This window comes from Pseudomonas edaphica, from assembly GCF_005863185.1.
In the GTDB taxonomy this organism is placed as follows: Bacteria; Pseudomonadota; Gammaproteobacteria; order Pseudomonadales; family Pseudomonadaceae; genus Aquipseudomonas; species Aquipseudomonas edaphica.
The window spans coordinates 1-24397 of sequence record NZ_VBVZ01000015.1 but is presented as its reverse complement, the minus strand read 5'-3'; the positions used below and the strand labels follow the sequence as shown (position 1 = coordinate 24397).

The 24397-nt window shown below is 60.4% G+C and carries 21 protein-coding genes; 15 read left to right on the top strand and 6 right to left on the bottom strand.

Translation table 11 applies throughout. The features are described 5' to 3' along the window. Positions 1–57: 57 nt before the first annotated feature. Entirely contained in the window at positions 58–1296 is a 1239-nt protein-coding gene (locus FEM54_RS02085; protein ID WP_099549349.1) for a transporter associated domain-containing protein, read from the bottom strand. Positions 1297–1308: 12 nt separating this feature from the next. Further along, the gene (locus FEM54_RS02080) at positions 1309–2121 is read right to left on the bottom strand and encodes a cytochrome C assembly family protein (protein ID WP_017139723.1); all 813 of its coding nucleotides are present in this window, start codon (positions 2119–2121) and stop codon (positions 1309–1311) included. A 233-nt stretch (positions 2122–2354) separates the two neighbouring features. Between FEM54_RS02080 and ffh the strand changes: the two genes are divergently transcribed. The 6 genes from ffh (at position 2355) to FEM54_RS02050 (ending at position 6424) form a co-directional block, all read left to right on the top strand. Next, a complete protein-coding gene (gene ffh, locus FEM54_RS02075; protein WP_017139724.1) occupies positions 2355–3731 on the top strand; it encodes a signal recognition particle protein in 1377 nt (458 codons plus the stop codon). A 252-nt stretch (positions 3732–3983) separates the two neighbouring features. After that, complete coding sequence (gene rpsP, locus FEM54_RS02070; RefSeq protein ID WP_003175899.1) at positions 3984–4235, top strand: 30S ribosomal protein S16; 252 nt, start codon at positions 3984–3986, stop codon at positions 4233–4235. A gap of 5 nt (positions 4236–4240) precedes the next feature. Further along, complete coding sequence (rimM, locus tag FEM54_RS02065) at positions 4241–4777, top strand: ribosome maturation factor RimM (RefSeq protein WP_003175898.1); 537 nt, start codon at positions 4241–4243, stop codon at positions 4775–4777. Continuing rightward, positions 4759–5532 (top strand): tRNA (guanosine(37)-N1)-methyltransferase TrmD, encoded by a 774-nt coding sequence (gene trmD / locus FEM54_RS02060; protein ID WP_170875847.1) that lies wholly within the window; start codon positions 4759–4761, stop codon positions 5530–5532. The genes rimM and trmD overlap by 19 nt, the downstream gene beginning before the upstream one ends. Positions 5533–5577: 45 nt before the next feature. Continuing rightward, positions 5578–5928, top strand: coding sequence for a 50S ribosomal protein L19 (gene rplS, locus FEM54_RS02055; protein WP_003175895.1), 351 nt, complete (start codon positions 5578–5580; stop codon positions 5926–5928). Between the two features lie 82 nt (positions 5929–6010). Further along, positions 6011–6424, top strand: a complete 414-nt coding sequence (locus FEM54_RS02050) for an acyl-CoA thioesterase (RefSeq protein ID WP_016977715.1) — start codon at positions 6011–6013, stop codon at positions 6422–6424. 1 nt (position 6425) lies between these two features. Here FEM54_RS02050 and FEM54_RS02045 read toward each other — a convergent pair whose 3' ends face one another. Beyond that, entirely contained in the window at positions 6426–8234 is a 1809-nt protein-coding gene (locus FEM54_RS02045) for a cation:proton antiporter (RefSeq protein WP_138449285.1), read from the bottom strand. A gap of 107 nt (positions 8235–8341) precedes the next feature. Between FEM54_RS02045 and xerD the strand changes: the two genes are divergently transcribed. From xerD to FEM54_RS02015, 6 genes are all read left to right on the top strand, one after another. Beyond that, on the top strand, positions 8342–9238 hold the full coding sequence (xerD, locus tag FEM54_RS02040; protein ID WP_138449283.1) for a site-specific tyrosine recombinase XerD: 897 nt from the start codon (positions 8342–8344) through the stop codon (positions 9236–9238). A gap of 140 nt (positions 9239–9378) precedes the next feature. After that, the gene (locus FEM54_RS02035; RefSeq protein ID WP_017139728.1) at positions 9379–10110 is read left to right on the top strand and encodes a thioredoxin fold domain-containing protein; all 732 of its coding nucleotides are present in this window, start codon (positions 9379–9381) and stop codon (positions 10108–10110) included. Positions 10111–10239: 129 nt separating this feature from the next. After that, on the top strand, positions 10240–11544 hold the full coding sequence (locus FEM54_RS02030; RefSeq protein ID WP_017139729.1) for a homoserine dehydrogenase: 1305 nt from the start codon (positions 10240–10242) through the stop codon (positions 11542–11544). A gap of 66 nt (positions 11545–11610) precedes the next feature. Continuing rightward, on the top strand, positions 11611–13020 hold the full coding sequence (thrC, locus tag FEM54_RS02025) for a threonine synthase (RefSeq protein ID WP_138449281.1): 1410 nt from the start codon (positions 11611–11613) through the stop codon (positions 13018–13020). A 111-nt stretch (positions 13021–13131) separates the two neighbouring features. Further along, positions 13132–16710, top strand: a complete 3579-nt coding sequence (locus tag FEM54_RS02020; RefSeq protein WP_138449279.1) for a transporter substrate-binding domain-containing protein — start codon at positions 13132–13134, stop codon at positions 16708–16710. 335 nt (positions 16711–17045) lie between these two features. Next, entirely contained in the window at positions 17046–18290 is a 1245-nt protein-coding gene (locus tag FEM54_RS02015) for an EAL domain-containing response regulator (RefSeq protein WP_138449277.1), read from the top strand. Here the strand turns inward: FEM54_RS02015 and FEM54_RS02010 are convergent. Then, entirely contained in the window at positions 18259–18921 is a 663-nt protein-coding gene (locus FEM54_RS02010) for a response regulator (protein ID WP_017139733.1), read from the bottom strand. The genes FEM54_RS02015 and FEM54_RS02010 overlap by 32 nt on opposite strands. Positions 18922–19128: 207 nt before the next feature. On the opposite strand from FEM54_RS02010, the gene FEM54_RS02005 reads away from it, so the two are divergent. After that, entirely contained in the window at positions 19129–19413 is a 285-nt protein-coding gene (locus FEM54_RS02005) for a DUF3509 domain-containing protein (RefSeq protein WP_026013896.1), read from the top strand. 196 nt (positions 19414–19609) lie between these two features. Here FEM54_RS02005 and FEM54_RS02000 read toward each other — a convergent pair whose 3' ends face one another. Further along, positions 19610–20482: a TIGR02285 family protein gene (locus FEM54_RS02000; protein WP_017139735.1), complete on the bottom strand. Its 873-nt coding sequence runs from the start codon at positions 20480–20482 to the stop codon at positions 19610–19612. Continuing rightward, a complete protein-coding gene (locus FEM54_RS01995) occupies positions 20482–21681 on the bottom strand; it encodes a CaiB/BaiF CoA transferase family protein (protein WP_138449275.1) in 1200 nt (399 codons plus the stop codon). The genes FEM54_RS02000 and FEM54_RS01995 overlap by 1 nt, the downstream gene beginning before the upstream one ends. Positions 21682–21829: 148 nt before the next feature. On the opposite strand from FEM54_RS01995, the gene FEM54_RS01990 reads away from it, so the two are divergent. Beyond that, the gene (locus tag FEM54_RS01990; RefSeq protein WP_099549357.1) at positions 21830–22372 is read left to right on the top strand and encodes a YaeQ family protein; all 543 of its coding nucleotides are present in this window, start codon (positions 21830–21832) and stop codon (positions 22370–22372) included. Between the two features lie 209 nt (positions 22373–22581). Further along, positions 22582–24291 (top strand): single-stranded-DNA-specific exonuclease RecJ, encoded by a 1710-nt coding sequence (gene recJ / locus FEM54_RS01985; RefSeq protein ID WP_138449273.1) that lies wholly within the window; start codon positions 22582–22584, stop codon positions 24289–24291. Positions 24292–24397 lie beyond the last annotated feature (106 nt).

Here is a 24397-nt window from a genome sequence, read left to right as displayed (position 1 = left end):
GTGATGCCATCGCAGGCAAGCCAGCTCCCACATTGGATCGAGTGGTGTCAGGGGAAGTTATGCAGCTACCGGCACGCGGCTGGTATGCCAGATCAGCACCTTGCTCACGCGGTTGTCCTCGGTCTCGAGGATTTCCAGGCGGTAGCGGCCGATTTTCAGGCACACCGCGCAGTCGGGAATAGTCTCGAGCGCCTCGGTAACCAGGCCATTGAGGGTCTTGGGGCCGTCACTGGGCAAGTGCCAGCCCAGGCTTTTGTTCAGTTCGCGGATCGAGGCGGCGCCGTCGATGATGTAGCGGCCATCGGCTTGGGCTTCGATGTGCGGGTTATCCACCGCCTGGTCGCTTTCGAATTCGCCGACGATTTCTTCGAGGATATCTTCCAGGGTGACGATGCCCAGCACTTCGCCGTATTCGTCCACCACCATGCCCAGGCGCCGTTGCTGTTTATGGAAGTTCAGCAGCTGCAATTGCAGTGGCGTGCTTTCCGGCACGAAGTAGGGTTCGTGGCAGGCGGCCAGCAAGGCTTCTTTGGTCAGGCTGGCGTCGGGCAGCAAGTGCTGGATCTGGCGAGTGTTGAGCACCGCTTGCACCTGGTTGATGTCGCTGTGAAACACCGGCAGGCGCGTGCGCTGGGACGTGCGCAGTTGCTCGATGATGGCTTCGACCGAGTCATCCAGGTTGATGCCATCCACTTCACTGCGCGGCACCAGGATGTCGTTGACCGTGATGTTGTCCAGGGCGTGGATGCCTGGCAGGCCGGGCGTGCGATTGTCGTTGGCCTCGGGCTCCGGTTCGTCGTCATGCTCGGGCAGCGGCTCGTCGCTCTTTTTTACCACGCCGGATTTGCGCGCGAAGGGGCGCAACAGCAACAGGCTGATGCCGTTGAGCAGCCAGGCCAGTGGATAAAGGATTTTCAGCGGGACGCCCAGCAGCGTGTTACCGAAGCCCAGCACGGCTTGGGGGTGACGAACGGCCAGCGCACGGGGCAGATAGTCGGCAAGTATCAGCAGGATGGCGCAGGAGATCAGCCAGCCGAGCCACGGGCCGTTTTGCGCCCAGGCATAAATCGCCAGCAACGTGCACAGGATCACCACGGCCGCCCGGCACAGGCTGTTGCACAGGATCAGGCTGTTACGTGGGAAGTTCAGGCGGGCTGCGGCCTTGTCGCCTTGGCGTGTGCCAGGGCGTATGGCCAGCAGGTGTTGTTGTGCGGCTTCGATGGCGGTAAACAGCGCCGCCCATAAGATCAGCAGGGCGATTACCGCGAGCATCGGCCCAAGGGGCAAGTTGTCCATTATTGCTGCCCGTCAGATATGCAGGATGTATTCGCGAACCAGCTTGCTGCCGAAGTAGGCCAGCATCAGCAGGCAGAAACCGGCCAGGGTCCAGCGGATCGCCTTGTGCCCGCGCCAGCCGAGACGGTTACGCCCCCACAACAGTACGCTGAACACCACCCAGGCCAGGCACGCCAGCAGGGTTTTGTGCACCAGGTGCTGGGCGAACAGGTTCTCGACGAACAGCCAGCCGGAGATCAGCGACAGCGACAGCAGCGTCCAGCCGGCCCAGAGGAAACCAAACAGCAGGCTTTCCATGGTTTGCAGCGGCGGGAAGTTCTTGATCAGCCCGGACGGGTGCTTGTTTTTAAGTTGGTGATCTTGCAGCAGCAGGAGCAAGGCCTGGAACACCGCGATGGTGAACATGCCGTAGGCCAGGATCGACAACAGGATGTGCGCCAGGATGCCCGGCTCTTCGTCGATGACCTGCACGGTGCCTGTTGGCGTGAATTGCGCCAGCAGCACGGTCAGCATTCCCAGCGGGAATAGCAGCACCAACAGGTTTTCGACCGGGATGCGGTAGCAGGCCAGCAAGGTCAGCGCGATAACGGCAGCGGCGATCAGGCTGGCGGCGCTGAAAAAGTCCAGGCCCAAGCCGACCGGCGTCATTAGGTGGGTGAACAGGCTCGCGGCGTGAGCCAGCAGGGCGACGACGCCCAGGCCCACCAGCAGACGTTTGTCCGCTTTAGTGCCTTGGGCCAGACGAGTGCCCTGATAGAGAGTCGCAGCGGCATATAAAAGGGCGGCGGCGAGGCTGGGTAGCAAACTGGGTGACAAGGGGACCATAAATCCTGATAGACAAGCCCGAAAGGCGCTGAGTTTGGCACACACCTGCGCTGCACGAAAGACTCCCGGGCCAGACAGCGCGTGTGCAGCGGCGCAGTCTTCGCTATAATCCGCGACCTGCCCACGCCGCAGGCTTGCTGAGCGCTGTTTTTAATAGCGATTTACCACAGCCTGGGCCGCCATTACCTCGGTCACCACTGCATTTCGATGAATAGGGCCTGAAAGGATCGCGCATGTTTGAAAACTTGACTGACCGTCTCTCGCAGACGCTGCGCCATGTCACCGGCAAGGCCAAGCTGACCGAGGACAATATTAAAGACACCCTGCGTGAAGTGCGCATGGCGTTGCTGGAAGCCGACGTGGCCTTGCCTGTGGTCAAGGACTTCGTCAACTCGGTCAAAGAGCGCGCAGTGGGCACCGAAGTGTCCCGCAGCCTGACGCCGGGCCAGGCATTTGTGAAGGTCGTCCAGGCCGAACTCGAAAGCCTGATGGGCGCAGCCAACGAAGACTTGAACCTCAGCGCCGTGCCACCGGCCGTTGTGCTGATGGCCGGTCTGCAGGGCGCGGGTAAAACCACCACCGCCGGCAAGCTGGCGCGCTTCCTTAAAGAGCGCAAGAAGAAGTCGGTCATGGTGGTATCGGCTGACGTCTACCGTCCGGCCGCGATCAAGCAGCTGGAAATGCTCGCAGGCGAAGTCGGTGTGACCTTCTTCCCGTCCGACCTGAGCCAGAAGCCGGTCGACATTGCCAACGCGGCTATTAAAGAAGCCAAGCTCAAATTCATCGACGTGGTCATCGTCGATACCGCCGGTCGCCTGCACATCGACGAAGAGATGATGGGCGAGATCAAGGCGTTGCATGCCGCGATCAACCCGGTCGAGACGCTGTTCGTGGTCGACGCCATGACCGGCCAGGATGCGGCCAACACCGCCAAGGCTTTCGGCGATGCACTGCCGCTCACCGGCGTGATCCTGACCAAGGTCGACGGTGACGCCCGTGGCGGTGCCGCGCTGTCGGTACGCGCTATCACCGGCAAGCCGATCAAATTCATCGGTATGGGCGAGAAGAGCGATGCGCTCGAGCCGTTCCACCCTGAACGTATCGCCTCGCGCATCCTCGGCATGGGCGACGTGCTCAGCCTGATCGAGCAGGCCGAAGCCACGCTGGACAAAGACAAAGCCGACAAGCTTGCTAAAAAGCTGAAGAAGGGCAAGGGCTTCGACCTCGAAGACTTCCGTGACCAACTGCAACAAATGAAGAACATGGGCGGCCTTGGCGGCCTGATGGACAAGCTGCCGAACATCGGCGGTGTGAACCTGGCGCAAATGGGCAATGCCCAGGGCGCGGCAGAGAAGCAGTTCAAGCAGATGGAAGCCATCATCAACTCCATGACCCCGGCCGAGCGCCGCGACCCTGAGCTGATCAGTGGTTCGCGCAAACGTCGGATCGCCATGGGCTCCGGCACCCAGGTGCAGGACATCGGTCGCTTGATCAAGCAGCACAAGCAGATGCAGAAGATGATGAAGAAATTCTCCGCCAAAGGCGGGATGGCCAAGATGATGCGCGGCATGGGCGGTATGTTGCCCGGCGGCGGCATGCCGAAAATGTAAAAAGTATTCGAGCGCAAGCTTGCTTGCGCTCCGACCCACAGGGACGTGGGATCTCCAGCAAACCCGCGGTTAGCGGGAGCTGACTCGCCGTTTTAACCGACGGCTCTATAGCAGATCTGAGTGGCACGCTGATAGGCGCCAGAAAAAGACATTTGCAAAAGTCCGGATATTCCTTAGAATATGCGGCCTTTCGGGCACCTATGCCCGCTGTGCATTTAGATTTGCAGCACCGACTACAGGAACGATGTTCACATGCTAACAATCCGTCTTGCCCTTGGCGGCTCCAAAAAGCGCCCGTTTTACCACTTGACCGTAACCGACAGCCGCAACCCGCGCGACGGTTCGCACAAGGAACAGGTTGGTTTCTTCAACCCTGTTGCTCGTGGTCAAGAAGTTCGTCTGTCCGTGAACCAAGAGCGCGTAGCCTACTGGCTGAGCGTTGGCGCACAGCCATCCGAGCGCGTTGCAAAACTGTTGAAGGACTCGGCTAAGGCCGCAGCCTGAGCAATATGAACGCGACGCCAGCTGTTGCTGATGATTTGATCGTTATCGGCAAGATTTACTCTGTTCATGGCGTTCGCGGCGAAGTGAAGGTGTATTCCTTTACTGATCCGACTGAAAACCTGTTGCAGTACAAAACCTGGACGCTCAAGCGCGAAGGTAGTGTGAAACAGGTCGAGCTGGTCAGTGGACGCGGGAGCGATAAGTTCCTGGTCGCAAAGCTCAAGGGTCTTGATGACCGTGAAGAAGCTCGTCTTCTGGCCGGTTATGAGATCTGCGTGCCGCGCAACCTGTTCCCTGAATTGACCGACGGCGAGTACTACTGGTACCAGCTGGAAGGTCTGAAGGTTATTGATCAACTGGGGCAATTGCTCGGGAAAATCGATCATCTTCTGGAAACCGGCGCCAATGATGTAATGGTGGTCAAGCCTTGCGCTGGCAGCCTGGATGATCGCGAACGCCTGTTGCCCTATACCGAGCAATGCGTGTTGGCCGTCGACCTGGCCGCGGGCGAGATGAAGGTGGAATGGGACGCGGACTTCTAAGCGTGGCTAATTTGCGCATTGAAGTGATCAGTTTGTTTCCCGAGATGTTTTCCGCCATCAGCGAGTACGGCATCACCAGTCGGGCGGTGAAACAGGGGCTGTTGCAGCTCACCTGTTGGAACCCGCGAGACTACACGACAGATCGACATCACACTGTGGACGATCGCCCATTTGGCGGTGGCCCGGGCATGGTGATGAAGATCAAGCCCCTGGAAGATGCGTTGGTCGAGGCCAAGGCAGCAGCCGGGGAGAAGGCGAAGGTAATTTACCTGTCCCCTCAAGGCCGTCAGCTGAAACAGGCTGGCGTGCGCGAACTGGCGAATGAGGAGGCCTTAATCCTGATTGCCGGTCGCTATGAAGGCATTGACGAGCGTTTTATTGAAGCGCATGTCGATGAAGAGTGGTCGATTGGGGACTATGTCCTGTCTGGCGGCGAGCTGCCGGCGATGGTCCTGATAGATGCGGTTACACGACTGCTGCCTGGAGCTTTAGGGCATGCGGACTCCGCGGAGGAAGATTCCTTCACGGATGGTTTGCTGGATTGCCCGCACTACACCCGACCGGAGGTGTATGCGGATCAGCGTGTTCCCGACGTATTGCTAAGTGGCAATCACGCACACATCCGGCGTTGGCGTTTACAGCAGTCCCTTGGTCGGACCTATGAACGACGCGCCGATCTTCTGGAAAGCCGCTCGCTTTCTGGAGAAGAGAAGAAGCTGCTCGAGGAATACATCCTCGCGCGGGACGATAGTTAACAACGTATCGATGGTAGGTCCATTGACTTACCTTAGGAGCACAGCATGACTAACAAAATCATCCTTGCACTCGAAGCAGAGCAGATGACCAAAGAGATCCCTACCTTTGCCCCGGGCGACACTATTGTCGTTCAGGTGAAAGTGAAGGAAGGCGACCGTTCGCGTCTGCAAGCGTTCGAAGGCGTGGTAATCGCCAAGCGTAACCGTGGTGTGAACAGTGCTTTCACTGTTCGTAAAATCTCCAACGGTGTTGGCGTAGAGCGTACTTTCCAGACCTACAGCCCGCAAATCGACAGCATGGCCGTTAAGCGTCGCGGTGACGTACGTAAAGCCAAGCTGTACTACCTGCGTGACCTGTCCGGTAAAGCAGCTCGCATCAAGGAAAAACTGGCTTAAGTCCAGCTTCCCGATGCAGAAAAAAGCAGCCTACGGGCTGCTTTTTTGTGCCTGAAATTTGTCTGTTTACCGGTATTTGCCCATGACCACCCGCCTCGAAGAAATCCAGCGCCGCACCGACCTGTCCGTCACCCACGTGACCAAAGCCGTGTTCCCGCCGACCACCAACCACCACAACACCCTGTTCGGCGGCACCGCGCTGGCGTGGATGGATGAAGTGTCGTTCATCACCGCCACGCGCTTTTGCCGCTTGCCACTGGTGACCGTGTCCACCGACCGTATCGACTTCAACCACGCGATCCCGGCCGGCTCCATCGTCGAGTTGATCGGCCGCGTAATCAAAGTGGGTAACACCAGCCTCAAGGTCGAGGTTGAAGTATTCGTCGAGAGCATGAGTGCCGATGGCCGTGAAAAGGCGATCCAGGGCGTGTTCAGTTTTGTCGCGATTGATGCTGACAAACGCCCTGTGCCGGTATTGCCTGGTTTTGCCGACTGACTTATTCGGCTGTGTTGTTTTCTGGTTGAATCACGGCCAGCAAGGTCCAGCCAGCTACGGGTTTCAAGCTGCTGTCCGGGGTCACCACGTGTACCCAGCCTGCGGTATCGCGGGCAAACAGCAGCGTCGCGCGGTCACCATGCAGCGCCTTGTACTGTTCCCAGCTGAAGCCTTCGGTCAGGTTGGTGCTATACAGCTCTGCACCTTGGCCCAGCAGGCTCGCAAGTTTGGTGTAACTCAGGGGTTGGCTGCCCAGCAAATGGCCACGGTGCTCGTGGCTGGCCCGGTGCTTATCGGTGCGACGGCTTTCCTGGCTGCTGGCCAGGGCGAACAGACGATGCCCAAAATCGTGGCGAAAGCGCATGGCGGCCAAAGTGTTCAGTTCGCCCGAAGGTGAGAGCGCCAGCAAATGCCCGAGGCCGACCAGATCCAGATGCGATTCGGCATGCTGTGATGCCGGGTTGCCGAAGTAAGTGGGTAGCCCTTCCATTCGGCTGGCGCGGATGTTTTCCCAGCTGGAGTCGGTCAGCAGCACTCGGCTGCCCAGTTGTTGCAAGGCTTTGCCCAGGATGCGCGCCGGGCCGTTCGCGCCGACGATCAGGAAGCCGCTGGGCGCAGGCTCGGCGACTTTCAGCAGGCGTGCCAGCGGGCGGGCCGTGGCGCTTTGCAGGACAACGGTGCCGATAATCACCGCGAATGTCAGTGGCACCAATAACAGTGCGCCTTCATGACCGGCCTCATCCAGGCGAATGGCGAAAATCGCCGACACGGCTGCGGCCACGATCCCGCGTGGTGCAATCCAGGACAGCAGGGCACGTTCACGCCAGTTCAGGCCGGAACCAAAGGTCGAAAGCGCGACGTTCAAAGGTCGTGCAATAAATTGAATGATCAGTAACAGGATCAGTACGAACGGCCCCAAGGCAATCAGGGCGTTCAGGTCCAGGCGCGCGGCCAGCAGAATGAATAACCCCGAAATCAGCAGGACGCTTAGGTTTTCCTTGAAATGCAGGATGTGGCGTACGTCAACGCCCTTCATATTGGCCATCCACATGCCCATCAACGTCACGGCCAGCAGGCCGGACTCATGCATCACCGCGTTGGAGGCGATGAAGATTCCCAGAACGCCAGCCAGAGTAGCCAGGTTATGCAGGTATTCCGGCAGCCATTGCCGGCGCATGATCTGCCCCAACACCCAACCACCGGCGACTCCGAACAGGCTGCCGCACAGGATCACGCCGCCAAAGGTCAGCAGGCTGTGACTCAAGCCGTCGCCTGACGCGCGAGCGATAATAAAGCTGTAGACCACCACGGCGAGCAGCGCACCAATCGGGTCAATGACAATGCCTTCCCAGCGTAAGATATTGGCGATCGAGGCTTTTGGCCGCACGACACGTAACATGGGCACAATCACGGTAGGCCCGGTCACCAGCGTCAAGGTGCCGAAAAGCAGGGCGAGCATCCAGTCAAAACCCAGCAGCCAGTGGGTAGCCAGGGTAATGACGGCCCATGTCGACAGGGCGCCGACCGTGACGAGGCGATGCACGACGCTGCCGATCTCCTTCCATTCCGAAAGGTGCAGCGTGAGGCTGCCTTCAAACAGGATCAGTGCCACGGCCAGGGATACCAATGGCATCAGCAACGGACCGAACATTTCCTGAGGGTTCAGCCAGCCCAGCACCGGCCCTGCCAGGATTCCGCTGACCAGCAGAAACAGAATGGCGGGAAGTTTCAGGCGCCATGCCAGCCATTGGCAGGCCAACGCGGCCACGCCAATACCACCAAATGCCAGCAGAATCTGTTGTTCGCTCATTGAAGCTTCCTGTTCCTTGAAATAGCGGGCTATGAAAGACTAGTGCCCGTTGTAACAGTTCACTAAATAATTTGCGCAAAGCCCTGTGCTGCGCTGCTTGAGTGCCCATGTCCGCCATTGACCATCCCCTGATCGACCGCTTCCTCGACGCTCTGTGGCTGGAAAAGGGCCTGTCGGACAACACCCGCCAGGCTTATCGCAGCGACTTGGCTTTGTTCAATGGCTGGTTGCAGGACAAAAACCTTGAACTGATCAATGCCGGTCGTGAGTTGATCCTCGATCACCTGGCCTGGCGCCTGGAGCAGAATTACAAGCCGCGTTCCACGGCGCGATTTCTCTCGGGCGTACGTGGGTTTTATCGTTATTTGCTGCGGGAAAAGCTGATTGCTGTCGACCCGACCCTACAAATCGACATGCCCCAGCTCGGTAGGCCATTGCCTAAATCCTTGTCGGAAGCTGACGTCGATGCCTTGCTCGCCGCCCCCGATCTGAGCGAAGCCATCGGCCAGCGCGACCGCGCCATGCTTGAGGTCTTGTATGCCTGCGGTTTGCGCGTGACCGAGCTGATCAGCCTGACCCTGGAGCAAGTCAACCTGCGCCAGGGCGTGTTGCGCGTGATGGGCAAAGGCAGCAAGGAGCGGTTGGTGCCGATGGGCGAGGAGGCGATTGTGTGGGTGGAGCGCTATATGCGTGACGCCCGCAATGAGCTGCTTGGTGGGCGACCCAGCGATGTGCTGTTCCCCAGCCTGCGCGGCGAGCAGATGACTCGCCAGACCTTCTGGCACCGTATCAAGCACCAGGCCAAGGTCGCCGGGATCGGCAAGGCGCTGTCGCCGCATACCTTGCGCCATGCATTCGCCACGCATTTGCTCAACCACGGCGCGGATTTGCGCGTGGTGCAAATGCTGCTGGGCCACAGCGACTTGTCCACAACTCAGATCTACACCCATGTGGCACGCGCACGCTTGCAGGAGATGCACGCCAAGCACCACCCACGCGGTTGAAAGCCGCCAATTTATGCCGCCACGGGCTGCCCTGGCGCCCAACTGTGGTAGGCTTTGCCGGTTAGCAAAGGGGACGGCCACTGCCCGCGTTTCCAAGCGGTGTTCCACTGCCGTCCCTGCATCTGCCTTCAGGAGTTCCCATGCGCTTGACCCAGATTATTGCCGCCGCAGCGATTGCGTTGGTTTCCACCTTTGTTGTCGCCGATGACGCCGCCGAACAAACCATTCGCAAGAGTTTGGCGGACCTGAAGCTCGACACCCCGATCGAAAGCATCAGCGCCAGCCCCATGGCCGGCCTGTATGAAGTCAAGCTCAAGGGCAGCCGTGTGCTGTACGCCAGTGCCGATGGCCAGTACATCGTCCAGGGCTACCTGTTCCAGCTTAAAGACGGCAAGCCGGTCAACCTGACCGAGAAGGCCGAGCGCCTGGGCGTGTCCAAGCTGATCAACGGCATTCCGGTGGCTGAAACCGTGGTTTACCCAGCCATTGGCGAGACCAAGACCCACATTACCGTGTTCACCGACACCACGTGCCCGTACTGCCACAAGCTGCACGCCGAAGTGCCTGCGCTGAACAAGGCCGGTATCGAAGTGCGCTACGTCGCGTTCCCGCGCCAGGGCCTGGGTTCGCCGGGTGACGAGCAACTGCAAGCCGTATGGTGTTCGGCCGACAAGAAATCGGCCATGGACAAAATGGTCGATGGCAAGGAAATCAAGGCGGCCAAATGTGCCAACCCGGTTTCCAAGCAGTTCGCCCTCGGCCAGTCGATTGGCGTGAACGGTACACCGGCCATCGTTTTGGCTGACGGCCAAGTGATTCCGGGCTACCAGCCGGCGCCACAAGTTGCCAAACTGGCACTGGGTGCGAAGTAAGCAGTCATCGTCGAGCCTTTGACGATCATGCCCCGTCGAACAGTCGACGGGGCATTAATTGAGAGCCGCAGTTGTGCGGCTGTTTACCACGGCCGACCTTGAGTCGGCCGTTTCATGGGGAGTTCTTCAGTGAAACCGGTCAAAGTAGGCATCTGTGGGTTAGGGACCGTCGGTGGCGGCACCTTGAACGTACTTCAGCGTAATGCTGAAGAAATTTCCCGCCGTGCAGGGCGTGGGATTGAAGTGGCGCAAATTGCCACGCGTACGCCAAAGCCTCAGTTCCAAACGACCGGTATTGCGATTACCAACGATGTCTTCGCCGTGGCCACCAACCCTGAAATCGATATCGTCATCGAGCTGGTTGGCGGTTATACCGTGGCCCGCGAGCTGGTGCTGCTGGCCATCGAAAACGGCAAGCACGTGGTCACCGCCAACAAGGCGCTGATCGCCGTACACGGCAACGAGATCTTCGCCAAGGCGCGTGAAAAGGGTGTGATTGTCGCGTTCGAAGCCGCCGTGGCCGGTGGCATCCCGGTGATCAAGGCGATCCGTGAAGGCCTGTCTGCCAACCGTATCAACTGGGTGGCCGGTATCATCAACGGCACCGGTAACTTCATCCTCACCGAAATGCGCGAGAAGGGCCGCACCTTCGAAGACGTGCTGGCCGAAGCTCAAGCCTTGGGTTACGCCGAAGCCGACCCGACCTTCGACGTGGAAGGCATCGACGCAGCGCACAAGCTGACCATTTTGGCGTCCATCGCCTTTGGCATTCCGCTACAGTTCGACAAGGCCTACACCGAAGGCATCACCAAGCTCACCACCGCCGACGTGAACTACGCCGAAGCCCTGGGCTACCGCATCAAGCACCTCGGTGTGGCGCGCAGCACCCCGGCCGGTATCGAATTGCGTGTACACCCGACGCTGATCCCGGCTGACCGCCTGATCGCTAACGTCAATGGCGTGATGAACGCCGTGATGGTCAACGGTGACGCCGCCGGCTCCACCCTGTTCTACGGCGCGGGCGCCGGCATGGAGCCGACCGCTTCGTCGGTGATCGCCGACCTGGTAGACGTGGTTCGCGCCATGACCAGCGACCCGGAAAACCGCGTGCCGCACCTGGCCTTCCAGCCGGATTCGCTGTCGGCCCACCCGATCCTGCCGATCGAAGCCTGTGAAAGCGCTTACTACCTGCGCATCCAGGCCAAGGATCACCCAGGCGTGTTGGCCCAAGTGGCCAGCATCCTCTCGGAGCGTGGCATCAACATCGAGTCGATCATGCAGAAGGAAGTCGAGGAACAAGACGGCCTGGTGCCGATGATCCTGCTGACCCACCGCGTGCTCGAGCAGCACATCAACGATGCCATTGCCGCGCTTGAAGCGTTGCAGGGCGTGGTTGGGCCGGTGGTGCGCATCCGTGTTGAACACCTGAACTAATCGTTTAGCGGCAAGGGCCCCACACGTTCGGCGGCCCTTGTTCAGAATGCTCTAGAGGAGCCAGTCATGCGTTATATCAGCACCCGCGGCCAGGCACCGGCCCTGAACTTCGAAGACGTTTTGCTCGCCGGCCTTGCCACTGACGGCGGCCTGTACGTGCCGGAAAACCTGCCACGTTTCACTCAGGAAGAGATCGCCTCGTGGGCCGGCCTGCCGTACCACGAACTGGCGTTCCGGGTGATGCGCCCGTTTGTTACCGGCAGCATTCCTGATGCGGACTTTAAAAAGATTCTGGAAGAAACGTATGGCGTGTTTTCCCACAACGCCATCGCACCCCTGCGTCAACTGAACGGCAATGAGTGGGTGCTGGAGCTGTTCCACGGCCCGACCCTGGCGTTCAAGGACTTCGCCCTGCAACTGCTCGGTCGCCTGCTCGACTACGTGCTGGAAAAACGCGGCGAGCGTGTGGTGATCATCGGTGCCACCTCCGGTGATACCGGCTCGGCGGCCATCGAAGGTTGCAAGCACTGCGAGAACGTCGACATCTTCATCCTGCACCCGTACAAGCGCGTGTCGGAGGTGCAGCGTCGCCAGATGACCACCATCTTCGGTGAGAACATCCACAACATCGCCATCGAAGGCAACTTCGATGACTGCCAGGAAATGGTCAAGAACAGCTTCGCTGACCAGAGATTCCTCAAAGGTACGCGTTTGGTGGCGGTGAACTCGATCAACTGGGCGCGGATCATGGCCCAGATCGTCTACTACTTCCACGCCTCCCTGCAGTTGGGCGGCCCGGCGCGTTCGGTGTCGTTCTCGGTGCCGACCGGCAACTTTGGCGACATCTTCGCCGGTTACCTGGCGCGCAACATGGGCCTGCCGATCAACCAGTTGATCGTCGCCACCAACCGCAACGACATCCTGCACCGCTTCATGAGCGGCAACCAGTACGTCAAGGAAACCCTGCACGCCACGCTGTCGCCATCGATGGACATCATGGTCTCGTCGAACTTCGAACGCCTGCTGTTCGACATGCATGGTCGCAACGGCGCAGCCATTGCCGGCTTGATGGACACCTTCAAAAGCGGTGGCGGTTTCAGCGTTGACGAAGAGCGCTGGACCGAAACCCGCAAGCTGTTCGACTCCCTGGCCGTGGACGATGCGCAAACCTGCGAAACCATCGCCGAAGTCTATGCGCAGACCGGCGAGCTGCTCGACCCGCACACCGCTATCGGTGTGAAGGCCGCACGCGAATGCCGTCGCAGCCTGGACATCCCGATGGTGATTCTGGGCACCGCCCACCCGGTCAAATTCCCGGAAGCGGTGGAGAAGGCCGGCGTTGGCAAGGCGCTGGAGTTACCGCCGCACCTGGCTGACCTGTTCGAGCGCGAAGAGCGCTGCACCGTGCTGGCCAATGATCTGAAAGCTGTGCAGGCGTTTGTCAGCCAGCATGGCAATCGCGGCAAGCCACTCTGATTCATCAGTGGCTGCGCGGCAGATCAAGCCCGTCTTCGTGACGGGCTTTTTCATTCTGGCGGGCCATACTTGCGCAGGCGCTTAACCCGAAGACTCAAGGAAACCCAATCGGTGCATGCAGTAATCCAATGGACGGTGCGTTTGGCGTGTGTGCTCTTGCTTGGCCAAGTGCCAATGGGCCTGGCCGCCGTCAGCCTGCCTTTCAAACTGGTGCCGGCGTTTATCCCGCTGGAGCCGTTGCCGCTGGCGCCGGCGCAGCAGCAGTGGCTGGCAGCCCATCGGACCTTGAAGGTGGGGATTTCCATTGATGACTATCAGCCGATTGATATCACCCGCGACCGCAATCGCTACCAGGGCATCAGTGCCGATTACCTGAGCCTGGTCGGTGCGCGCCTGGGTGTGTCGATGCAGGTGCTCGGTTTTGCCGAACGCGCCCAGGCGGTCGAGGCGTTGCGCAACGGTGCCATTGACATTCTCACCAGCGCCAATGGCTATGAGCGTGATGTACCCGGTTTGCAGTTTACCCGCGACTACATGCCCGACCGGTCGGTAGTAGTACTGTGTCGCGACGATAGCCAGGGCGACGATCTGACGGGCAAGAAGCTGGTGTTGCTCGATGGCTATGCCAACGTCAAGAACGTGCATGCCGCCTACCCCGGCAGCCACATCATGCTTGCGCCCAACCTCTACAGTGGGCTGGAGGCGCTCAATCAGGGCGACGCCGATGCGTTTATCGGCAACGAAGTCATCGTGCGCGCCTACAAGTCGCTGCGGCCTTACCTGAGGTTGCAGATCAAAGAAGAAAGTCGCTTGCCCCCGATCGGCTTCGCGTTTGCCACTCGCCAGGCCGACCCGTTGCTCGGTGCCATGATGGACAGCGCGCTGGCGAGCATCGATGAGTCGGTGCAGCGCGAAATTCTCGCGCGCTGGACCACCGGACTGGGTGTCGGTTTTGGTGTTGAGCGCATTGCGCTGTCGGCCTCGGAGCGGGCGTGGGTGTTGCAGCACCCGCATGTGGTGGTGGCGGCCCAGCAAATGTCGCCTTACGTGTTCAGGGACAAGGACGACCGCTGGGTGGGCTTGAACGTTGACCTGCTCAACCGGATTTCGCGCATGACCGGTTTACAGTTTGTCTTCGAGGAGGCGCATTCCACTGCGCAAACCCTGAGCTGGCTGGAAACGGGCAGGGCGGACATGAACACCACCTTGGCCGAGAATCAGGAGCGCCAGGCGCTGCTCAACTTCAGCCACAGTTTCGGTGGCTCTGGCTGGGTGTTTGTCGAGCCTGCTGATGCGGCGCCGCTGACCGGCCTGGATCAGTTGGCTGGCAAGGTGCTGGTGCTGCCGGCACGGCATGTACTTGAGCCCTACATTCGCCAGGCGTACCCGCAGATCAACCTGCGCTTGGTCACTGATTACACCCAGGCCCGTGACTGGGTAAGACGCGGCGAAGCGGCTGCCACGCTGCAGACAGAAGTGGAAGTGCAGAGTTACCCACAGGATGGCCTGCGCATTGGCCGCAGCGTCGATGGCAAGTGGTCGGCCAACAGCCTGTCGGTGCGCAAGGACCAGCCTGAACTGTTGAGCATTCTGAACAAGGCGCTGGAAGCCTTGCCGGTCGCCGAGCTGAGCGCCTTGCGCCTGCGCTGGATCGGCGCGGTGGCGATTCCGGTGCCGGCCTGGCAGCGTGTCCCTGCCTGGGCTTACTGGACGGTGGCCATGGCGATCCTGTTTGTGCTGGTGTCGTTGGTGTGGAACAGCCGGCTCAAGCGCCAGATCCACCAGCGGCTGGAGGCTGAACGTCGGCTCAATGACCAATTGGCCTTCAAGCGCGCCTTGCTCGACGGCATGCCCAACCCGCTATTCGTGCGCGACCTGGCCGGGCGCCTGGTGACCTGCAACAAAAGTTATGAACAGCAATTGGCAACTCGCCTTGAAAAGATCCAGGGCCTGACCTTGATGGAAAGCGCGGTGATGCCCGAACTCACCGCCGCGCGCCTGCATGCAGGCCATATGGTGCAACTGGCCACGCAACAACCGCTGTTTGTCGACCGGGAGCTGGAACTCAACGGCGGCAGCGTTCACGTGTACCAATGGACTGTGCCGTTCTTTGACGCCGAGAACCGTTTGCAGGGGTTGCTGGGTGGCTGGATCGACATCAACGAGCGCAAAGTCCTGGAGCATCAATTAATGGACGCGCGTCAGGCCGCCGACGAAGCGAACTACGCCAAAAGTGCGTTTCTCTCAACCCTGAGCCACGAGATTCGTACACCGATGAACGCCATCATCGGCTTGCTCGAACTGGAGCAGGAACGCTGCCTGGCAGCCGGCCAGCCTGTGTCCGACGCCTTGCAGGTAGCCCATCGCTCGGCACGTGAGCTGATTGCGTTGATGGGCGACAGCCTGGACCTTGCCAAGATTGAGTCGGGCCATATGCAACTGGCACCGCAATCGACTGAGCTGAAGGGCTTTTTCGAAGGTATCCAGCGCTTGTTCGAGGCCACGGCGCAAAAAAAGGGCCTGCACCTGACCCTGGCGTTTGACCCGGCAGCCCAGGGTTATTACTGGTTTGACCCGCTGCGCTTGCGCCAAGTGATGCACAACCTTTTGGGCAATGCGCTCAAGTTTACTCAGCACGGCGGGGTGCGTATCAGTGTCGATTGCCGGCACGATGAGGCCGGCGCCGAATACCTGCACCTGTGCGTGGAAGACAGCGGTCCGGGGATTGGGGCCGATCAGCAAGCGAGGATGTTCAAGCCGTTTGTGCAGATGAGCGCTTCGACCGCGGCCGAGCATGGCGGCACCGGCCTGGGTTTGAGTATCTGCCAGCAGTTGGTGGAGTTGATGGGCGGTAGCATTCACCTCAACAGTGTCGTGGGCGCAGGTACGGTGGTGTGCATCGACCTGCACCTGGCGCGGATCAGCACTGACGACGTACCGGCACCCGTCGGTGCTTCATTGCCGCCTGCCGGTCGCAGCCTGTCGGTGCTGGTGGTCGATGATCTGGCGGCCAACCGTCTGGTACTGGTGCAGCAGTTGGAGTTCCTCGGCCATCAAGTGGTCGCCGTCGATTCAGCGCAGGGCGCGTTGCAGGCATGGTCGCAGCAACGCTTTGACGTGCTGGTCACCGATTGCCAGATGCCGGGCATGTCCGGCTATGAGCTGAGCCAGGCGATCCGACGGATTGAAGCCACTGAGCAGTTACCGCGTTGCGCAGTGATCGGTTGCACTGCGAATGCCATGCAGGATGAACAACAGCGTGGCAAGGAAGTCGGCATGGATGAGCTGTTGGTCAAGCCGATCACGTTGCAGCGCTGGGCTCAGGTGCTGGCAGAACGGGCGGCGCCACGCTCTTTTGATATCCAGACCCTGCGCACCATGACCCAGGCTGAAGGGCCGGTGCTGCACAGCATGCTGCAAGAGTTGGCCAGGAGCCTGGACCGTGAGCATGAAGTGATGGAGATGGCCTTGGTCGAGCAAGACATGGCGCGCTTGAATGCTGCGTTGCATCGGCTCAAGGGTATTTGCTCTCTGGTCGATGCGCTGCCGCTGGCCAAGGCGTGCATGGCCCTGGAGAGCTGCGCACGTGAGGCGCGCGGCAGCGAACTTGAGGCGCCGTGGTCAAGGTTGTCCCAGGCGTTGATGGTGTTCCGTCGCGACCTGCAACCCTACCTAGACGCTCGCATTTAGGGTCATGGCTTTCAGCTGTTTGGCTAATCCCCCTCATTCGAGGACGAACCCTTTCACTGTGGCGAGCAGGCTTGCCCTGCGTTGGGCTGCGCAGCAGCCCCAGCCCGCTACGACTGACGCACCGGATAGCCTGAATGGGGGCGGCTTCGCCACCCAACGCAGGGCAAGCCTGCTCGCCACAGGTTGCCTTTTGCCGGTTCCATTTCTCAATTGCCTTACTTGACTGCGTCAGCCCAAAGACCTTGAACGGCATAACGTTTAGGACACGTCCTATGGGGCGCCCTGCAGCTTTTGGTTACTGTGCCGGTCTTTGCCCGCTGCCGACAGAGTTGCCCATGCGTTCCCTCAAAGTGCTGATCCTTGAAGACAACCCGTTTCAACTGATGGCACTGCACCAGATGCTCAATGCCAACGGCGTGTTCAACGTACTCACCGCCGAAACGGTCGACGCCGCCCGCCAGTCCCTGGACAGTGCCGGCCCGGTGGACATTGCTATTTGCGATCTGTACCTGGAGCAGGGCGATGGCCTGGAGTTGATCCGCGAACTGGCCGAGCGCAGCCTGGCCCAGGTGCTGATCCTGCTCAGCAATGCCGAACCGGACGTGCTCGAAGGCGTGGCCAATATGGCGCGGCAACAGGGGCTGAATGTGCTGGCGTGCTTGCCCAAGCCGGCGTCGGCCAAGCTGGTCGGGCAAGTGTTGATGGACTGCCAGGCGCGCTTGCGTGCGGGGCCGCCGGTGACCTCATGGGCGCGGGTGCGTCATCTGCTCGACCTGAGCGAGCGCGAGCCGTTGCCACCCTCGGCGGACGTCAGCCAGGCCAGCATCGCGCGCTGTGGCCGGGTTTGGTATCAGCCTATCGTCAGCCAGGCCGGCGTGCTGCAACGGGTCGAGGCCCTGGCCCGTTGGCAATCTAATGAAAATGAGCTGCTGTTGCCTGACGACTTTTTGCCGGTGCTGGAGTTTGCCGGCATGGAAGAGGCCTTCACTTGGCACGTACTGGAGCAGGCACTGGGCCTGGCTGGCCAGGTCATGGGCCAGACCGGGCAACTGCTGCCTGTAGCGGTGAATATTCCCGGGCGCATGCTGGAGCGACCGCACTTTCCCCAAGTACTGCAAGGCCTGCTGCAACTGCACGGCGTGCCGGCCCATGGGCTGACCCTGGAGTTGGTGGAGACCTCACGGTTAAAAACCGACAGTGCCCACCTCACCGGGCTGCTGCGCTTGCGGATGATGGGGTGCAAGTTGTCCATTGGTGATTTCGGCGTCGGCGGCACCAGCCTGCAGAGCCTGCTGGCGTTGCCCTTCACTGAGCTGAAGATCCCTCCGGTGTTTGCCAGTGGCATGGCCGAGGATGATCGCAAGGCTGCCGTGGTGGCGGGTGCCATGAGCATGGCTGCGCACTTGGGCATTGGCGTGGTGGTGACCGGGGTGGAAAGCGCCGCCGATTACCATGCCGTTGGAGAATTGGGCGCGGCCTGGCTGCAAGGCTGTTTTATCGCGCGGCCAATGGAGGTCGAGGCGCTCAAGCAATGGATCGCGTTTCAGGCTATGCCAGTCCGTGTTCCTGCACATAGATAAACAGCGCGGCATCGTTGCCCAGGCCCAGCTTGCGCATGGCGCTGACCTTGTGCGCGCTGACCGTCTGCTTGCTGCGATGCAGTTGCGCGGCGATCTCGCCCACCGCCAACCCGGCAGCCAACAGGCGGATCACCTCCAGTTCCCGAGGTGACAGCTGTTGCTGCGACTGCAGGTGGTCAGCGCCGACTTCGCCGGCAAGGCTCAGTGCCTGGCGAATGGCGTGGGCCACATAAGGACGCCCTTGCCGCACGTGGTGAATTGCTTGCGGCAGCTCATCGGCCAAGCTGGCCTTGCTCAGCAGGCCCATGACCCCCAGTTTCAGAATGGAATGAAACAAGCCGGCGTTATTGAGCATGGTCACCACCACAATCGGCAGTTCGGGATGGTGCCGACGCAGCTGTTCTATCAGGCGCAGCCCGTCGGCCTGAGGCTCGGCGGGCATCATGAAGTCGGTCACCAGCACATCACAGGCACAGGTGTTCAGCTGTTCAATCAGGGCTTGGGGCGAATTGGCCTCGGCGACGATGCGTACCCGTTCGTCACGCTCCAACACGGCGCGCAAACCAATCAGAAAAATCGGGTGGTCGTCGGCGAGGACGATGCGCAGTGGCGCTTCAGACGCGGCTTTCAAGGCAGGCTCCCAGGATAATCCAGGGATTCTAGCCTGTTGGAGGTTGTTTTCTCTCTGTCATCTTTGCCGTGCATGCTCGGTTGACTCGGGCAGACGACGATACAAAAGGTCGAACTTTCTGCTGCGGGCACGGGTCACTTGAATGTCAGCACCTTGGTGACATTTTTGTTTTTCGAACTTTATTCGAATGATTGAGTGGTGATCGAGATGGAAAGTATCAGCCTATTGCTCGAAGAAGCACTGAGCCCTTATCAGGTTACGTTGACCACCTCGGGTGTGCAGGGCGAGTGCCTGGTGACCGTGAAGAACCCGGCTGGCGCTATTGTCGTCGAGCGGGAAGTCGATCGCGCGCAATTGACCGATAAGCGCGTGCTGGTGGATGTGGTCGATTGCCTGCTGCGCGACCTTAAAATCGCCGAAGGGCGCCTGGAACCCTCGGTTATCGCCGCCTTGCGCAACGCCGCACAGACTCGCGGCAGCGTGATCGCATGAAGAATTGTTTAATTGGCGAAACTTCCTACGCCATGCCCGGTCAGATTTTTTAACGGCAAGAGCAAACATTGTGCTCCGGTGTTTGTGGCTTGTTGTACTGGTCTTTGTAGGCCACGTTTAACCCCGAAGTGTCTCCCCACTCTTCGGGGTTTCTTTTTGCCTGGGATTTGCCTCGCTGAGGGTCAGGTCTCGGTGCTCAGGGCTCGGGAGAGTCGAGGAAGAAACTCGGGTTGTGCGACAAATACTGTTCACGCATCACTGGGTCTAACCACGAGGCGTAGGACTGTTGCACCTGCTCCAGTGGAATCTCGCCCAATGCCTGATCGATTCGCTGCATGGCCTGGCGACCTTGCGGCGTGTTGGAGCAAGCGATATGCGTGCGTTGGTAAGGCGCTGAGCCCTTGATGGGAAAGAACAGCAGGTCGTGGGCCGCAATTCCCTGTTGCTGGGCGTGATAGCGGATTTCCGGCGGGTAACCCAGCACCGCCTCCAGCCGCCCCAGGCGCTGCATCTGCAACAGGCTGCCAAGGGCGTCATTGCCGTAATGCAGGGCCAGGGTGTGCGGGTCGGCGTGCTTTAGCTGTTCATCGACGGCGGGGCCGTAACTGCGTTCGGCAGTGGCGCCAATGCGCGCCGTATGGGATTTGAGAAAGGCTTGCAGGTCAAACTGACCCTCGACGATATAGGGCGCCATGGCCGCCTGGTGGCTGCGCTGGATCGTCACCCCATTGCTGACCGTCACGAATGCCTGGGCGGAAAATACCACGTACTGGGCGCGCTCCGGCGTCCACAGCAGCGATGGGTCACAGGTCAGGGATTGAGCACGCAACATTTGAATGCCGCGCGCGCGGTTGACGTGCATCACTTGATGACGATACTCCGGCAGGTGCTCCCTGAGCATCGGCAACAGTTGGTCGAGTGCGCCCTGGTTTTTTTGCGGGCCTTCGAAGATGGTCATTGGCGGCAGGTCGCGCAGCAGCCAGGTCAGTGTGTCCTCGGCCTGTGCCGAGAGCGACCAGCCGCCGAGCAGCGTGCTTACAAGGAGCAAGCGGACGTACGGGCGAACCATCAGATCGCGCCATCCTCACGCAAACGGGTGATGGCGGCGGCGTCGTAACCCAGCTCATTGAGCACCGTGCTGTTGTGCTCCCCTAACTGCGGCCCAACCCATTCGCAACTGCCCGGCGTCTCGGAGAGCTTGGGCACGATGCCTGGCATCTTGAAGTCCTTGCCACCTGGCAGCTGCGCCTTGAGGAACATTTCCCGGGTCAGGAACTGCGGGTCGCCGAGCATGTCTTCGGCGCTGTAGATACGGCTGGCGGGTACTTCGGCCTTGTTCAGTTGCTCGACCACTTGCTCCAGCGGCAGCGAGTTGACCCACCGATCAATCACCCCGTAAAGCTCGTCACGGCGGCTGTCACGCCCGTCATTGCTGGCCAGGGCCGGGTCATTGGCCAAATCGTCGCGGCCGATGGCGCTCATGAAGCGCTTGAAGATGGCATCGCCATTGGCGCCGATCTGCACATGCTTGCCGTCAGCACTGGTATGAATCGAGGACGGCGTGATGCCGGGCATGATGTTGCCGGTGCGCTCGCGGATAAACCCGAACACGTCGAACTCCGGGATCATGCTTTCCATCATCGCGAAGATGGCTTCGTACAGCGCCACATCCACCACTTGGCCGAGCCCGCCGTTGACCTCACGGTGACGCAACGCCATCAGCGCGCCGATCACCGCCCACAGAGCCGCGATGGAGTCGCCGATGGAAATCCCGGTGCGCACCGGCGGGCGATCTTCAAAGCCTGTGATGTAGCGCAGACCGCCCATGGACTCGCCCACCGCGCCAAAGCCCGGCTGGTCTTTCATCGGGCCGGTCTGGCCGAAACCGGAGAGGCGCACCATCACCAGCTTGGGGTTCAGCGCGTGCAGGGTTTCCCAGCTCAAACCGAGTTTTTCCAGCACACCGGGGCGGAAGTTTTCGATCAGGATGTCGGCGTCCGCCAGCAGCTGTTTAAGAATCGCCAGGCCATCCGGGTGCTTGAGGTTCAGGGTCAGCGACTTTTTATTGCGCGCCTGCACAAACCACCACAGCGACGTGCCTTCGTACAGCTTGCGCCACTTGCGCAGCGGGTCGCCGCCATCGGGGGATTCGACCTTGATCACCTCGGCACCGAATTCAGCGCAGATACGTGAGGCAAACGGTCCGGCGATCAGGGTGCCCAGTTCGATGACTTTCAGGCCGGCGAGCGGTTTGGCATTAAACGACATGAGGATCCTTAGCAAGCAGGGGCGGTGGTGTCATGCCTTTTAACATAGGCGAGCGGCCCAGGGATAAGCATGATGCAGCGCAGTATTCGTTCAATGGCTGCCCCATCGGTTAGACTGGCGACCTTTCCCTGTCTTTAGAAGCCCGTTCATGGCCCAGCCGTCCACGACCTACAAATTTGAACTGAACCTCACCGACCTCGATCGTTCGGTGTACGAGAGCGTCAAGCAGACCATCGCCCGCCACCCTTCGGAAACCGAAGAACGTATGACCGTGCGGCTGCTGGCCTACGCCCTTTGGTACAACGAGCAGTTGGCGTTCGGGCGTGGCCTGTCAGATGTAGACGAGCCAGCCCTGTGGGAAAAAAGCCTGGATGATCGGGTTCTGCACTGGATTGAAGTCGGCCAGCCCGACGCCGACCGCTTGACCTGGTGCTCACGCCGTACCGAGCGCACCAGCCTGCTGGCCTATGGCAGCCTGCGCGTATGGGAAGGCAAAGTGGTGCCGGTGGCCAAGAACCTCAAGAACGTCCACATCGCCGCCGTGCCGCAGGAAGTCCTCGAGACCCTGGCCAAGGACATGCCGCGCGTGATCAAGTGGGACGTGATGATCAGCGAAGGCACTATTTTCGTGACTGACGACCGTGGCCAGCATGAAGTGCAGCTGGAGTGGCTGGTCGGCGAACGCGGCTAAAAAGTAAAACTGTGAAAAGCTGGCTTCTGTGGGAGCTGGCTTGCCTGCGATAGCATCACCGCGGTATGTCTGATGGACCGAGGTGCCTGCATCGCAGGCAAGCCAGCTCCCACACAAGCCAGCTACACAAACAGGTTCCAGCGTTGATCTGTGTTGATTGCTCAATTGTCGTTTAACCGTTGTATCTGAAGAGAAGCTTCCGTTACCCCATGCGTATCGATCCTCGCCCGTTGCCCGCTGTCCTGCCGTTTCTCGGTGAATTGCCACCGCTGTTAACCCGTCTCTACGCCGCACGCGGGGTGCAGTCGGAGGCTGAGCTGGACAAGAGCCTGGCGCGGTTGATTCCCTACCAGCAACTCAAGGGCATCGACGCGGCGGTAGACCTGCTGGTGACGGCCCTGGAGCAGCGCCAGCGTATCCTCATCGTCGGTGACTTCGACGCCGATGGCGCCACGGCCAGTACCGTGGGCACGTTGGGCCTGCGTTTGCTCGGCGCGGCGCATGTCGATTACCTGGTGCCCAACCGCTTCGAATACGGCTACGGGCTTACCCCGGAAATCGTCGCTGTGGCGCTGCAGCGCGAGCCGCAGCTGCTGATCACCGTGGATAACGGCATCTCCAGCGTTGAAGGCGTGGCGGCGGCGAAGGCCGCCGGGTTGCAGGTATTGGTCACTGACCACCACTTGCCGGGTGATGAATTGCCGGCGGCGGATGCCATTGTCAACCCGAACCAGCCTGGCTGCGAGTTCCCCAGCAAGGCGTTGGCCGGCGTGGGTGTGATCTTTTACGTGCTGATGGCCCTGCGCGCGCGGTTGCGCAGCCTGGGCTGGTACGACAACAAACCCCAGCCAAATATTGGCGAACTGCTTGATCTGGTCGCCTTGGGCAGCGTCGCTGACGTGGTGCCGCTGGATGCCAACAACCGCATTCTGGTGCATCAGGGCCTGGAGCGTATTCGTGCCGGGCGTGCGCGGCCGGGGATCAAGGCGATTCTCGAAGTGGCCAAGCGCGATGCGGCGCGTATCACCTCCACCGACCTCGGTTTTATCCTCGGGCCACGCCTCAATGCGGCCGGGCGCCTGGATGATATGAGCCTGGGCATCGAATGCCTGCTCACCAGCGACGTGGCGGCGGCGCGGGAAATGGCCGCGCAGTTGGACGGCATGAACCAGGACCGCAAATCCATCGAACAAGGCATGCAGCGCGAGGCCCTGGCCCAGCTCAAGGACTTGCCCGTGGAGTCGATGCCTTACGGCTTGTGCCTGTTCGACCCTGAATGGCACCAAGGTGTGATCGGTATTCTGGCCTCGCGTATGAAAGAGCGGTATTTCCGCCCGACTATCGCCTTCGCCGATGCCGGTGACGGCCTGCTCAAGGGCTCGGGGCGCTCTGTGCAGGGTTTTCACATCCGTGATGCCCTCGCGGTGGTCGCCAGCCAGCATCCTAACCTGATCGCCAAATACGGCGGCCATGCCATGGCCGCCGGCCTGACCTTGCCCGAGGAAAACTTCCCGCTGTTTGCCGAAGCCTTTGATGCCGAAGTGCGCCGGCAGCTGCGTGAAGAAGACCTCACCGGTCGCCTGCTGACGGACGGCACGTTAGCGGTGGAAGAGTTTCACCTCGAGTTGGCGCGCGCACTGCGCCATGCCGGGCCATGGGGCCAGCACTTTCCCGAGCCGTTGTTTCACGGTGTGTTTCAGTTGGTTGAACAGCGTGTGGTTGGCGAGCGGCACCTTAAAGTGGTGCTCAAGAGCGAATGCGGGTCAGTGAAGCTCGACGGCATTGCATTTGGTGTGGACCGTGAGGTGTGGCCGAACCCGACGGTGCGTTGGGTGGAATTGGCCTACAAGCTGGATGTGAACGAGTTTCGTGGCAATGAAACTGTGCAACTGATGATTGCGCATATCGAACCGCGCTGAGTCTGAGCCACACCACAAAACAACTGTGGGAGCGGGCTTGTTGTGGGAGCTGGCTTGCCTGCGATAGCATCACCTCGGTCTGTCTGATAGACCGAGGCGTCCGCAT